This window comes from Arthrobacter sp. SD1074B, from assembly GCF_056780195.1.
This window is the reverse complement of record NZ_JBRAZT010000003.1, coordinates 157869-170594: the sequence shown is the minus strand read 5'-3', so window position 1 is coordinate 170594 and position 12726 is coordinate 157869. Positions and strand designations below refer to the sequence as shown.

Below are 12726 nucleotides of genomic sequence, written 5' to 3'. Positions count from 1 at the left end.
CGGCCGGTCATTCTCCTACGTACTGGAAGGCGGACTTTCCTGTCTCCAAGGCTACGTGCGCTGATGCGTGGTCTTTGGTAGTGACACGCGTTTGAAGCGAGGCGGAGCGTGTTGTCGGTCGTCTAACCCTGCTATCTATGGGTTCACTCGTGCGGTGGCATGCCTGAACGCGCGTCGGGTAACTGGCACGTATGCACGTTGGTTATAAGGCAGAAGAACAAGCGTGAATACATGCATTGACACAAGTGCGGAAGCTAGCGGTGCGTTCGGTATGGCGCTACGTCGCATCTAGTGCTTTTGTTTGTGCATCACTTATGGCGCGCCTTATGGCATGGCATATGGCGTATGAGTGGAAAAGTCGGCGTGAAAGTCTGGCGGCTTCCTATGGACGGAAAATCCAGTCCTGACGCAGCCAATGCTCCTTTGACGGTAAAGACGTCAATAACGGCATTGGAGTCAAAGCAATGGCGGAGGGTGCCCGTCTCTAGAACTGGCTATCCGGAGTGGACTAGTCGCCGGTTCGGATCACGAGAAGCTTATGGCCCTCTGGAATGCTGCCATTGAGAGCTTCGCGGGCATCTCCATATGTTGCCCCTTGGGCGCTCACGCGCTCCTGGCTGCCGTCGGGTGCTTGGATTGTGCCAATAATTTCCACCTAGTCACCATATGCCTGGGTTGGAAGGGCGTGCCGCGCGAACTTCCGGACTTGCCGGTCCCCGGGCGGTAGTCTTTGGCCCAGCGGCATTCGGCGGCCGGCAGATCAACCGAAGGAGCACCTGTGGCAGGCAAGTTCGAGGTCTACAAAGACAAATCCGGCGGATACCGTTTCCGTCTCAAGGCTGGCAACGGCGAAGTGATCGCCTCATCGGAGAGCTACAAGTCCAAGGCCAGCGCTCTGAACGGCGTCGAGTCCGTGAAGAAGAACGCAGACGCCGCGGTCGTGGACGTGACCGAAGAGTCCTGACCGTAGTTCAGATCCCTAAAGAACCCGGCCGCCCAAAAAGGCGGCCGGGTTCTTCCTCGTCCAAGTCCAGCTGGGCACTCCACATGTGCTTTCAAAGGGGTCTACTGCCAGTGAAACGACTCAAGGGCGTTCACCAGGGGAGTGGAGGCGGCGTTCAAGCGGTCCACGGGCCTGGCTCCGGCCAGGTCGCGGGACTTGGTGACCATCCATACCGTGAAGTAGTTGTGCGGGAGCTTCAGCTCCATCGCCCGCCGGAACAGCAGCGTGACCGTTGGGTGGAGATGGCCACCGGGGAGGAACTGAAATCCCGGGCAGAAGGTCCCGTCATCAATGAAGACGCGAACGAGCTGGCGCATGATCGGCTCCGGGTCTTCCACGAGTTCAGAGAGCCGGCGGTGCACCTGCGCGAGGGGCGGCAAGGCGAACTCGGCGCGGATTCCCGCCCAGGTCTGATCGCTGATCGTTAGATGGATCACTGTGGCCTAGTCGCTGATGCTTTCCAGCAGCCACTGGGTCGAAAGGGGGTTTCGGCGAAGGGTGAAGGTCCGCAATGCGGAGTTGGATCCGAGGCGGACCTGGACCTGCCAGTATTCGACGCTGACGACGTCACCGGCGCCGACGGCCGCGTTCCGGCGGGTGTCCCACCAGGCGTCCCGGGCGAACCAGTGCACCGGGTCCGCAGCCACTGCCCAGATCCGTCCGTCGAACCGGACTGCGAGGGGAGCGCCGGCGGCGGTAAAGCGGACGTCGACCTCGACGTCCAGGGTTGTTTCATTCGCTACTGCTGTCACGGTCTACGCGCTCTCCCAAATTTCTGGTCATCATGTCTTGCCGGCGGGTCACTGCCGAACTCCACACCCAGGTCCGGTACGTCACCGGGCCGTCCTTCCACGTCACTTCAGCGGCTTTGGCCGTCCAGGCGTACACCTCGCCGTCCACCAGCTCCGCACAGTTCGGGAACCGGATCCACGCCTTCACCGGGATCCCGGGGAAGCCGTTCTTGACGGGAAAGTGCTCAAAATCGAGCTCTTCCACCGTCAGCCCAATCGGGCCGGCCCGCCGCGCGTACTGCGCCTGCAGCCTGCTCGCCTGCTCCGGTCCCATACCACCACTTTAGAACATATGTTCGAATAGACACGCCAAAGAAAAGCGGCCTCTCCGGCCGCTGAACTAAGTATGGGCTACCCCTGTGACATTTCTGCCACCGCCCCCGGCAGGCCGGCACGGCTCTCGGGTTGCACGCCAGCGGGGACAGCTTTGAGCTGTGCGGAGGGCTCCACCTGACCCCAATGGGCACAACCCGCAAGGACAGTGGGGGGACTGTGTTCAGGATGGCCTGGCCGCGGTGGGGGACAGGGCATGAGGAAGCCCCCGCGCGAATCCAAGGACTCAAGCGTGGGGGCTCCCGGCTCTCCACGCTGGGGGGACTGGAGAGCCTTCACGAGTTTACTGGCAGGGAACGACGGGACGGGGGAGTTTCCGGGACGGTGGCGTGTTCACCGGCGGGCCCGGCGGCCGCGGCCCCGACCGGCCCGCCAGCCGGGTGCGGCGTCATCGAGGAGCCGGACCCTGTACGGATCCAGATTGTCGTTGCGGTGACTTTGCCGCTGGGAGTGGATCCACACCCCGAGGGTGTGTTCCTGTTCCGAGGCGTAGCCGCGATGGCGGGGCCAGTCGTTGCCTTCGGCGCGGAAGCGCACGAGCTCGGCGAGCCGATCATGCCACCGGGCCTCGTCGGCGGCTGCCCTGGCGTTGGTATCCCAGCCGGGGACCCGGGCGAGGCCTTTCCGGTAGACCGGGTGAGGTGTGCCGTCGGCTGCTTCGTGCCGGCGCTGTCCGAGCCAGGCGCCCATCGATCGTTCGCTCAGGTCCTGCGAGTTGCTGCGGGGGAACCGCCCCTGGGCGCTTGTCCAGGCGATGATCTCTTCCATCCGGGCCGTGGCGGCGGGGGAGAGGGCCGTGCCTGCAGCGGCCTGGTGGGCGGCTTCGAGGCCGGGGTCTTGGCGGCGGCCGACGGCCAAGTGGTAGCCGACGGTGGCCGGTGCAGCGCGCACGAGCGCCGCGATGCGTTTCCGGCTCAGTCCGTGCCGGTACATCAACACCCATTCCGGGTCCGGGGCGTGGCGTAACCGTCTGTCCATAATGGGGCCCATCCTGCCACGGTGACCGGCCCTGAGCCGGGCAGCGGGGGCGTGCCGCGGTGCCCGGGCGAAGTGACTGGTTTCCGCTGCGCTCCAACCAGTTGGCGGGCGTCCGCTGGCGCGGCCGGCTGTTGGGTCCAGTGCCTCCGTCGCAGAGCTCCGGCTGCCCTGTCCCTGTTGTTGACGTCTTCGACGTTTTTTGGCTGCTGTCCTTATGTTGTTACCGGGATCAGTTCCTCGGCCGTTGTAGGGTCGTGGCTACCCAGGGGAGGAGGGTATGGCTTTGGTTGCTGTGCCGGACATGTTGTGTGACGGCTTCGAAGGATTGGCCGCCCGCCACCCCGCGATGACCCGACCGCTGATTGAGAGACGCGACATGATCGCCGGATAAGGACACGACGGCGCGGTTATCTGCTGGGCCCCACCCAAACCGACAGACTGGAGGCTGTTCTTGGTGAACCTATGGGCCGGTATTGACGCCGGCAAAGCCCATCATCACTGCGTTGTGATCGACGCCGACGGAAACCGGCTGCTCTCCCAACGAGTCCCCAACGACGAACCAGCCCTGCTCCAACTCCTCGCCAGCGTGCTCGAGATCGCGGACAGTGACGAGGTGGTGTGGGCGACCGACCTGAACCATGGCGGACCGGCGCTGCTGATCGCCCTGCTCATCGGCCACGGCCAGAACATCCTCTACATCCCCGGCCGGACAGTGCACCACGCCTCCAAGATCTACCGCGGCGAAGGCAAGACAGATGCCAAAGACGCCGCAGTCATCGCCGATCAGGCCCGGATGCGAACAGACCTGCAACCGCTGCGTGCAGGGGATGAGATCAGCACAGGGCTGCGGCTCCTAACCGCCAGGCGTGCCGACAAATCCGCGGACCGTACCCGGGCAATCAACCGCCTGCAGGCCCAACTGCTGGAATACTTCCCCGCACTGGAAAGGGCCTTCGACTACAGCCGCTCCAAGGCAGTCTTGACACTGCTAACCAAACACCGGACGCCGGACGGGATCCGCCGCGCAGGGCAGGCGAGGATCCACGCCTGGCTGAAGAAGCAAGGGACCCGGTCCTCGGCCGCCGTTGCCGCAACCGCGGTCGAGGCCGCCAAATCTCAGCACACGATCGTTCCGGCCCAGCAGATGGGGGAGGGGATCGTCGCCGCACTCGCCCGGGAAATCCTGACCCTGAACGAAGAGCTGACCGAACTCGACGCGCTGATCAGCGCGACAGTCACGGAACACCGGCACACGCAGACCCTGCTCAGCATGCCCGGATTCGGGCCCGTTCTCGCCGCGGAGTTCCTCGGCGCCACCGGCGGGGACCTCACCGTCTTTGAAACCGCGGACCGGTTCGCAGGCGTCGCCGGGCTCGCCCCGGCACCCCGTGACTCCGGCAGAATCAGCGGCAACCACCACCGCCCCCGCCGCTACGACCGCCGGCTCCTGCGGGTCTTCTACCTTTCCGGGCTCTCAGCCTTGAAAAGCTGTACCGCCTCGCGCGGCTATTACGACCGAAAACGCGGTGAAGGCAAAACCCACATCCAAGCCATGCTCTCCCTCGCCAGACGCCGACTCAACGTCCTCTGGGCCATGCTCCGCGACGGCACAATCTATGCTCCTGCAACGGCTCGGATGGATCCGATGGCAGCCTGACTCTCGGCTCCCGAGACTTAAATCCGGGTGTCTTCGGCGTTTTGGTGTTCGGTCACGAAGGGACCGAGCAGCGTGCTGAGGTGGGAGTGGACCTGTTCCAACGTTTGCCCGGATTCGAGCATGCGGGTGCCGGCGTGGACGACGGAGTTGATCATCTCTGCCAGCGACTCGGGGTCCGCAACCCCAAGCTCTGTGAGGGTCTCTATAAGCGGTTCCTGAAGCTGGCGGTGCATCCGGGTCGCTTGTTCGTCGAGTTCGGCGCCCGGGGCCAGCGCGGCCAACGCTGCCCCGACGGCGTGAGCTCCTTCGGCTACAAGATCCACGTTGGCTGTGGCGTAGGCCAGGATGCGGTCCGCTTTGGTGGGGGCATCGGCCATGGCGTCGGTGACGCGCTCGGTCCAGCGTGGGAAAATGTCGCGGACCAGAGCCTGAAGGAGGTCCTGTCGGGAGTCGAAGTACTGGTAGACGCTGGGCCTCGAGAGTCCGGCCCGCAAGGCCACGTCGGCCATGGTCGGCGATTCCGAGGTTTCCTGCAGCAGTTCGTGGGCAGCGTCCAGCAGTGCGCGCTCCTGTGCGGCGCGGTGCTCCACGACGGTGGCGGCACTGATTCTGGGCATTGCGGGATCCTCTGACACTGACAGACTTACGCATTAAGAGTACGGGGCGGGACGGCGGCCTGCTGAGCAGGCCGCCGTCGTCGTGCCGCAGGCGAAGCGTCTTAGCGGACCGGGGCAGGTGCACCCAAGCGGCCGTCCACCATTTCAACGACGCGGTCGCAGTAGCCGAGGACGTCGTGGTCGTGGGTGACCATGACGGTTGCTACGCCGTGCTCGTGGCTTTGCCGTGCGAGGAGTTCTACGACTTCGCGGCTGCGGGCCCGGTCAAGGGACGCGGTCGGTTCGTCCACGAGAAGGAGTTTCGCCCCGGAGACGAGTGCCCGCGCGATGCCGACGCGCTGGCGTTCGCCGCCGGAGAGCTGGCCGGGACGGTTGGCGGCACGGTGGGCCATGCCGACGGATGCCAGCAGCGCAACCGGGTCGAAGGTCTTCGGACCGCCCGCGAGCCGGTTCACCAGCCGGAGCTGGTCCGCCGCGGTCAGGGCCGGGATGAGGTTGCCGGACTGGAAGACGAAGCCGATGTTGGACAGCCGGAACGCAGCCCGTTTGCCCTGGCTCAGCTGGGAAAGGTCCTGGCCGTTGACCGCGACCGTGCCGGAATCCGGGCTGGCGAGGGCGCCGGCGACGGCGAGCAGGGAGGATTTGCCGGAACCGGACGGCCCGACAATGGCAAGGAACTCGCCCGGGGCAACGTCGAGGCTGACGTCATCAAGGGCTGTCACCCGGGTGTCGCCGTCGCCGAGTTCCATCACCGCGTGGCGGATGGACAGGCCGGTGGGTTGGGGTGTGTCGGCACGGCTTGCGCCGGCGGCGGGAAAGGTGGAGCTGGTCATCGCTGTCCTCCGAGGGCGTTGAGCGGGTCGATCCGGGAAATGCGCACCACGGCCACGGCGGCACCAATCAGGCCAAGCCCAATGGTCAGAGCCGTGGCGGTAGCGATCGGGGCCGCCTCCAGCGCGAACGGCATGGCGTCCGGCATGGCGGCGCCGAGTCCCAGACCGGCGGCCACGCCCAGCGCGGTGAATCCCACCAACAGGATGGCGGCCTGGGCCAGCCCGTCGCGCAGCAGGTAGCCGGTCGAGGCGCCGATGGCCCGCAGGACCGAGATTTCGTGCTTCCGCTGAATCGTCCAGACGGTAAAGAACGCGCCGACCACCAGGGCGCAGATCGCGTAGAGGAAGACCTGGATCATGGACAGGGTCATGGTCTCGGCCTCATAGCCAGGAGATGCATTGAAAGCAGCGGACAGGGACTTGCTGGACGTTCCGGCGGCAGCGTCGCCGGCGGCAAGGTCCACCTTGGCTCCGGGCTTGGCCTGGACGGCCACCACGCTGGCGGTGTCGAAATGGAGTGCGGACAGTTGCCCGGCGGTCGGGGCTCCGGCGGCGGCCTGGCCGGAGGCGATCAGCTGCCAGGTTTTCAGCGGCAGGTAGGCCACGTCGACGTGGCCGAACGTCGCCTGCCCATCGGTGAAGCCAACAACTTTGAGCTTCGTGCCGATCCTGTCCAGCGTCACGACCGTGCCGAGATTAATGCCCTCAGCCTTTGCGGTCGAGGACAGGACGATGCCGTCAGTCCCGCCGAGGCCGGTACCTGCCGAGCGGGACGGTTCAAGGAAGGACCCGGGCTCGACGCCGAAAAGCGTCAGGTCAATCTGCTTGCCGGAATCGGTGGTGGCATTGGCCATGCCGACGCCCATCTTTTCGGCGGCGGCCACGCCCTCGACGCCGCGCCAGGCATCGAGCTGCTGGTCATCGATCGCGGAGCGGGAGAAGGCGTTGTCGGTCTTGGTGCCCTGATCAAAGGCAAACGCGGTCACGGGCATCGATTTGAGGCCTGACACGCCGTCGTTGACGAGGCCGGAGGAAAGGCCGGAGAGCATCACCATCAGCACGGCGATGAGCGCAATCACACCGCCCATCAGGCTGAAGCGGCCACGCGCGAACATCAGTTCGCGGAGTGCAAGGAACATTGGCAGTCCTAGGTTCGGAGGAGGATGAATTAAGTTGCTGACAAGCTGTCGGCATCTTTCCGACAGCTTGTCAGGAAAAAGTGATTCTTTCAAATCTAGGACCCGGTCGCGTGGCGGCCTCACCCGTTACACGCTGCCTGACCTGCCCGGGTACTTCCGGCCAACACTCGGCGACCGAGCCGGGAGGAAAAGGTCCTCGCTGCGCTCGGGCTGCAGGAGCATTTTCCTCATTTTTGCCTGCTGTCCTGCGGATCGTACGTGCCCGCTCCACCGGCGCAACCGTCCTGCGGACGGCAGCGCACCGGATGCCTTGTGTCGGCGCTTCGCTTATTTCCTCCCACAACCCATCCGCTGCTTGCCCTTCGGGTTGTCCCGGCTCCGTCGGGCACAGCTACGCGAAGCTTCGCCAGCAGGCAAAAAACATGGTGGGGGAGATGGAAGCCGGTACTTTCGGCGCCCGCCCCGCCCGAGCGAAACGGAGCATCACCTCATGAGCAAAACCATGACCCGCGCGGTCACGACCGACACCGCGGAAGCGGTTTCCGCCCCGGTCCTTCCCGCCGATGACCGGTCAGGGGACGGGTACGACTGGATGGACACCCTCGATGGCACCGCCTGGTCGGCCCTGCCGAACTGGGGCAGTGAGGGCTGGGACGCCGGTTCCTGGCCCTACATCATCTTCGCCGTCGCCCGTACCCGCGACGGGAACGGGGAACTGTTCGGCTACGGCACCTACGTCGAGGGCGACACCGCCACGCACTGGTTCCGGTCCCAAGACGCCTGCTTCCAAGCGATCACCGCCGAGGTCTTCTTCCACTGGGCCTCCGGGCAGTCCGACGGCCCGGAGAACCTCCCCGCCACGGCCGCCGGACTGCCCGACCAGGACCGCGGGCCCTACCCCGGCTGGACGAGCTAGAAGCTCCTGAGGTGTCCCGGCCGCCACCGGCCGGGACACAGGAGCGGCACACAGATACCCGTTGACAACATCATTGAGATTCCTTCGGATCGTACGTGCCCGCTCCAGCCCGTCTAATACGAAAGTAAGGGTTGTCAGGCTGCGGTGGCCGGGGTGATGGTCACGTCAAAGCCGAGGCTGTTGAGCTTTTTGATGGCGTTGGTTTTGGCTTTGATCGGGTCAAGACGGGTATATCGGTCGGCGCCGGGGTCGGCATAGCATTCGCCGTCGGCGAGCATATGCCAGGCCGCGCTGAGGATGGAGTGTTCTACGGCGACGAGGGCTTTCATCGGTCCGCGGCGGGCAGCAATGCGCCGGTATTTGGCGGCGAGGTAGGTGTCCTTGCTTCGGGACGCGGAGAGGGCCGCGATGCCCAGGGCTGCTTTGAGGTATTTGTTGCCGGGCAGGATGTGCGCGGATTTAATCCGGCCGGCGGATTCGTTGGATCCGGGGCAGACACCGGCCCAGGACGCGAGCCGGCCGGGGGTCTCGAAGACGGTCATGTCCGCCCCGGTTTCGGCGATGATCACCTCGGCGACTTTGAGTGAGATTCCGGGGATGGTGGCCAGGAATTCCCTGGCGGCACGAAAGGGTTCCATCGCCTCCTCGATCCGCTCGGTGAGTGCGTCGATGATACGGGACTGGGCGTCGATCTGGTCCAGGTGCAACCGGGCCATGAACGCGTGATGGGACTTGAACCGGCCGGTCAGGGCGTCGACGAGCTCGGGGATTCTGGAGCGCAGGGTGCCTTTGGCGAGACCGGCCAGGACTTCCGGGTCCCGTTCACCGCTGATGAGGGCTTCGAGCATGGCCCGGGAGGACACTCCGGTGAGGTCCGCGACTACGGAGGAGAGCTTGATCCCGGAGCCTTCCAGGAACTTCTCCAGACGCTGGATCTCCCGGGTCCGGTCACGGATGGCAATAGACCGGGCCCGGGTCAGGTCCCGCAGTTCACGGATCGGCTCCGGCGGGACGAACGAGGCCCGTAGCAGTCCGTGCGCGCCGAGCTGGGCCAGCCAGGCCGCGTCCGAGACGTCGGTTTTGCGGCCGGGGATGTTCCGTGCGGCCTTGGCATTGACCAGCATCACCGGCAGCGTCTCTTCGAGGAGATAGTAGAAAGGCTTCCAGTAATCACTGGTCGCTTCCATGACGACCATGGTGACGTGCTCGCGTTCCAGGACATCCCGCAGCTGAAGAATCTGCCCGGTGGTCGCACCCCAGGTGGTGACCGTTGAGGTGTAAGTTCCGGCCCGTTGCCCGGGGACCCGGAGACAGACCTTCGCGTCGCGTTTGGAAATATCCAAACCGGCTGCCCGTTCATGCACGATATCCATGACAGTTCCTCCTGACACCTTGACCTGGCCATCTGGCGTCTGCCATGGGGAGGACAGGGAAAATTCAGGAATCTAACACTCGTGCTCCAAGGCAACAATCCACGGTTCCCGTGGAAGCCCTCCGCGCCACGCTAGCCCACAGGCTCACCCACAGCACCATAGACGAACCGGCGTCCACCACGGCAGACACCACCATGATCCGCCGGAAACCTCATCCCAGACCAGAGCCCGGGGCGAGGTAACCGCATACTTTCTCCCGCCACGGCGCGACAGCGACGCTGGACCGCTAGCCCCTCCGTTCCTCCGGGGCCTGCGGTGCAGGAATTTCCCTCCGGCGCTCCTTCGTCGCTTATTTCCTCCGGGAATTTCCCGCCCCTTGCCCTCGCGGGTAGACAGGCCTCCGTCGGGCACAGCTCCGCAAGCTCCGCCAGCAGCCAAAAAACAACTGTGAGTCTTGACGTGGTTGGTCTGGGACTAGCTGGCAGTGTTGATGCCGGTCGTTCTGCCTGGCGCGTGACTCGAAAAAACAATTGCCCCTTGAGGGTGCGTTTCCCCCGACTTGTCCGCGCTGGGTGGAGCGGCCGGCGTTGACCTGTCCCACGTCGGTGGCTTGATTAGAAGCTTGCCCGGCCCCTTTGGGGTTGTGGCTCATCACAGTATTGCCTCGAAGTGACTCTTCCCAGGTCCAGTGCCGGTCGTGATGCGATCCGTCTTGCCCGTTCGAAAGGAAGGAGGGCCGCGTTGACTATCGTTGCGCAGACCCGCCCGTTCGTCATCGGTGTGGACTGCCACGCCCGCACCCACACGTACGCCATCATCGAGGCCAGCACCAAGCGACAGGTCGCGTGCGAGCAGTTCCCGACCACCCCGGCAGGGATTTCCCGCGCTCTTGCCTGGGTCGGCCGACGGACAGACGGCGACATGGCCTGTCTATGGGCCGTTGAGGGTATCGGCTCTTACGGGGCGCGCCTGGCCCGGGCAGTAACCGACGCCGGGTACGACGTCGCTGAAGCTCCGCGGATGAACGCCCGCGGGCGCCGGGGAATCGGCAAATCCGACCCGCTGGACGCCGCCGCCATCGGAACCGCAGTCCTGGCCATAGAGGAGTCCCAGCTCCGCGCCCCGCGCAAGGATGAAGGAACCCGCGCCGGACTAAGGATCCTGAGCGCAGCACGGGACCAGCTGACCCGGGAACGAACAATGAACGTCAATGCACTCATCGCCCTACTCCGGGCACACGATCTGGGAATCGACGCTCGTAAACCGCTTGTACCCGCCCAGATCGCCACAATCACCAGATGGCGGGAACGACACGAGCAGATCGAACTGTCGATCGCGCGCGAGGAAGCAGTTCGGTTGGCGCGCCGCGTTCTCGAAGTGACCACCCAGCTGGCCGCGAACCAGAAGCGCATGACAGAGCTGATCCGGGAAAGCCCCGCTGCGCCGCTGTTGGAGATGGTGGGCACCGGGGCTGTCACAGTCGCCACCGTCCTGACAGCTTGGTCGCATCCAGGAAGGGTCCGCAGCGAAGCTGCCTTCGCCTCACTGGCAGGGGTGAACCCCTTGCCAGCCTCAAGCGGTAACACTGTCCGCCACAGGCTCAACAGGGGCGGTGATAGGCGCCTCAACCGAGCCTTGCACACCATCGCCATGACCCGGATGGTCCACGACCCCGGTACCCGGGACTACGTCACCAAACGCACCCAAGAAGGCCGCAGCTACCGCGAAATCCGCAGATCCCTCAAGCGCTACATCGCCCGAACGCTCTACCGCCAGCTCAACGCCCTTTACGCCACCGCGGAACCAACCTGGTCCCATGCTGCCGGGCAGACCCCTACCCGGAATAGGCGCTTCTGTGCCAGTAATGGTGCAACCGATAGCTGCACCTAGCGTCTGCCCGCTCGGATTGCTCGTGCTGCGTTCTACTCGGCGTAGACGAAAAGCACATCATCCACCGGCGTACCTCGGGTTATGCCATCGCCGCTGTCGAGCCAAAATAGGCCGGCTCCATCTTGTCCCGTAAGCATGTATTTCCGCTGGCCGTTCTCGCCGTCCCAAGGCGTGGATTTCAGTCCGTGCTTAGTCAGCGCGGCATGGACCTCGAAGAAATCGGTATCAGTCCAGCCAAGGTTGTGCGTCACTGTGCCACCAACCGTCTCGATCCGCAGTGCGCAGTCAGGCTTCGGGAGGTCGATACCAAGAGGTTTGGAATACTCCTGGGGACTCAGCCACTCCGCATGCGCGACAGTGGGATCGGAACCGTTCTTGATCGCTGTCAGGTAGCCCTCGCAGACACCTGCAGCCGAGTTGTCGGAGACGCTCTTCCCGGTGCTGTTCTCTGATGCTCCACCGCACGAGGTGCACGCGGTTACCAGACCTTTTGTTGCCGCGGTTAGCCACGACTGTGCTTCGCCACTGGTGATGGGTCCGGATTTCGCTGCTCGCTCGACGCGGATGCTCAACCCGCCGTTTGGCGACGCTGCAGCGTACTCGAACACACTGCGGTCATTGCGGTCGCATATCATTGCTGTTTCATCGGGCATTCCGATCGATACCTCGGGAAGGGAGGCGCCCTTTGGGCACTGCTCCTTCGCGTTCGCGGAGCCGTCGACGAACAGGGCGAAGGTCGACGCCCTGTCGGTGACGTTGAACAGGTCGTAGTTGACGGTGACTTTCGCGAGTTGTGCGTCGCCCGAGGAGACGCACCACAGAGCCCGACCGTGTTGTTCCATCTGATCGTCAACAGCGACGCCAGGGAGGGCGACCGGCGCCAGCACGTTCCGCGTGATGTGGCACAGGCTTTCGCCGGTAACGTTTTGCGCGAGCGTCACATCCGTTTTCTGCGGGCTCGTAGCTTCGCCGGTGAGCGGTTGGGCAACGGAGGCACATCCCGCCAGAATGATTACGATTGCTGTCGACAGGGCGACGTGGACTGCGCGCTTCATCTTTTCCCCCAAGGTATTGGCGCCGGCCCCAAACGAGCTGGTTTTGAAGACCTTAGCAGGAGCGTCGTGGGCGGGGTATGGCCCCGCATGGCCGGGTCAAGGCCGTCGAGGACGGCGTGCGCCCGACGATTAAGGAGCGAG

At 64.6% G+C, this 12726-nt stretch carries 12 protein-coding genes and 1 pseudogene; 4 read left to right on the top strand and 9 right to left on the bottom strand.

What is annotated here, in order from left to right; translation table 11 throughout:
• Window positions 1-778: 778 nt before the first annotated feature.
• Window positions 779-964, top strand: a complete 186-nt coding sequence (locus tag ACUYM2_RS19245) for a YegP family protein (protein ID WP_175322578.1) — start codon at window positions 779-781, stop codon at window positions 962-964.
• A gap of 101 nt (window positions 965-1065) precedes the next feature.
• Here the strand turns inward: ACUYM2_RS19245 and ACUYM2_RS19240 are convergent, their stop codons facing one another.
• The 4 genes from ACUYM2_RS19240 to ACUYM2_RS19225 all read right to left on the bottom strand — a co-directional run bounded on the left by ACUYM2_RS19240 (window position 1066) and on the right by ACUYM2_RS19225 (window position 3105).
• The gene (locus tag ACUYM2_RS19240) at window positions 1066-1440 is read right to left on the bottom strand and encodes a hypothetical protein (RefSeq protein ID WP_481601618.1); all 375 of its coding nucleotides are present in this window, start codon (window positions 1438-1440) and stop codon (window positions 1066-1068) included.
• A gap of 6 nt (window positions 1441-1446) precedes the next feature.
• On the bottom strand, window positions 1447-1755 hold the full coding sequence (locus tag ACUYM2_RS19235; RefSeq protein WP_481601617.1) for a hypothetical protein: 309 nt from the start codon (window positions 1753-1755) through the stop codon (window positions 1447-1449).
• Complete coding sequence (locus tag ACUYM2_RS19230) at window positions 1736-2068, bottom strand: hypothetical protein (protein WP_400160553.1); 333 nt, start codon at window positions 2066-2068, stop codon at window positions 1736-1738. The genes ACUYM2_RS19235 and ACUYM2_RS19230 overlap by 20 nt, the downstream gene beginning before the upstream one ends.
• A gap of 392 nt (window positions 2069-2460) precedes the next feature.
• On the bottom strand, window positions 2461-3105 hold the full coding sequence (locus tag ACUYM2_RS19225; protein WP_481601616.1) for a helicase associated domain-containing protein: 645 nt from the start codon (window positions 3103-3105) through the stop codon (window positions 2461-2463).
• Window positions 3106-3556: 451 nt separating this feature from the next.
• Between ACUYM2_RS19225 and ACUYM2_RS19220 the strand changes: the two genes are divergently transcribed.
• Complete coding sequence (locus tag ACUYM2_RS19220) at window positions 3557-4762, top strand: IS110 family RNA-guided transposase (RefSeq protein ID WP_481601615.1); 1206 nt, start codon at window positions 3557-3559, stop codon at window positions 4760-4762.
• 17 nt (window positions 4763-4779) lie between these two features.
• On the opposite strand, the gene ACUYM2_RS19215 is transcribed toward ACUYM2_RS19220, so the two are convergent.
• The 3 genes from ACUYM2_RS19215 to ACUYM2_RS19205 form a co-directional block, all read right to left on the bottom strand.
• Entirely contained in the window at window positions 4780-5379 is a 600-nt protein-coding gene (locus ACUYM2_RS19215) for a TetR/AcrR family transcriptional regulator (RefSeq protein WP_481601614.1), read from the bottom strand.
• A 101-nt stretch (window positions 5380-5480) separates the two neighbouring features.
• A complete protein-coding gene (locus ACUYM2_RS19210) occupies window positions 5481-6212 on the bottom strand; it encodes an ABC transporter ATP-binding protein (RefSeq protein ID WP_481601613.1) in 732 nt (243 codons plus the stop codon).
• Window positions 6209-7351 (bottom strand): ABC transporter permease, encoded by a 1143-nt coding sequence (locus ACUYM2_RS19205; RefSeq protein WP_481601612.1) that lies wholly within the window; start codon window positions 7349-7351, stop codon window positions 6209-6211. Before ACUYM2_RS19205 ends, ACUYM2_RS19210 begins: the two co-directional genes overlap by 4 nt.
• 490 nt (window positions 7352-7841) lie before the next feature.
• On the opposite strand from ACUYM2_RS19205, the gene ACUYM2_RS19200 reads away from it, so the two are divergent.
• Window positions 7842-8267, top strand: coding sequence for a hypothetical protein (locus ACUYM2_RS19200; RefSeq protein ID WP_481601611.1), 426 nt, complete (start codon window positions 7842-7844; stop codon window positions 8265-8267).
• Window positions 8268-8401: 134 nt separating this feature from the next.
• Here the strand turns inward: ACUYM2_RS19200 and ACUYM2_RS19195 are convergent, their stop codons facing one another.
• Window positions 8402-9640, bottom strand: coding sequence for an IS110 family RNA-guided transposase (locus ACUYM2_RS19195; protein WP_481601610.1), 1239 nt, complete (start codon window positions 9638-9640; stop codon window positions 8402-8404).
• Window positions 9641-10381: 741 nt separating this feature from the next.
• Between ACUYM2_RS19195 and ACUYM2_RS19190 the strand changes: the two are divergent.
• Window positions 10382-11425: pseudogene (locus ACUYM2_RS19190) on the top strand (IS110 family RNA-guided transposase); the annotation flags it as partial.
• 137 nt (window positions 11426-11562) lie between these two features.
• Here ACUYM2_RS19190 and ACUYM2_RS19185 read toward each other — a convergent pair.
• Window positions 11563-12585 (bottom strand): hypothetical protein, encoded by a 1023-nt coding sequence (locus ACUYM2_RS19185; protein ID WP_481601609.1) that lies wholly within the window; start codon window positions 12583-12585, stop codon window positions 11563-11565.
• Window positions 12586-12726: the final 141 nt, after the last annotated feature.

Bases quoted from the DNA above. Each gene is read 5' to 3' on its own strand.
- ACUYM2_RS19230 (WP_400160553.1), bottom strand. From the start codon at position 2,068: ATGGGACCGGAGCAGGCGAGCAGGCTGCAGGCGCAGTACGCGCGGCGG.
- ACUYM2_RS19225 (WP_481601616.1), bottom strand. From the start codon at position 3,105: ATGGACAGACGGTTACGCCACGCCCCGGACCCGGAATGGGTGTTGATG.
- ACUYM2_RS19215 (WP_481601614.1), bottom strand. From the start codon at position 5,379: ATGCCCAGAATCAGTGCCGCCACCGTCGTGGAGCACCGCGCCGCACAG.
- ACUYM2_RS19210 (WP_481601613.1), bottom strand. From the start codon at position 6,212: ATGACCAGCTCCACCTTTCCCGCCGCCGGCGCAAGCCGTGCCGACACA.
- ACUYM2_RS19205 (WP_481601612.1), bottom strand. From the start codon at position 7,351: ATGTTCCTTGCACTCCGCGAACTGATGTTCGCGCGTGGCCGCTTCAGC.
- ACUYM2_RS19200 (WP_481601611.1), top strand. From the start codon at position 7,842: ATGAGCAAAACCATGACCCGCGCGGTCACGACCGACACCGCGGAAGCG.
- ACUYM2_RS19195 (WP_481601610.1), bottom strand. From the start codon at position 9,640: ATGGATATCGTGCATGAACGGGCAGCCGGTTTGGATATTTCCAAACGC.
- ACUYM2_RS19185 (WP_481601609.1), bottom strand. From the start codon at position 12,585: ATGAAGCGCGCAGTCCACGTCGCCCTGTCGACAGCAATCGTAATCATT.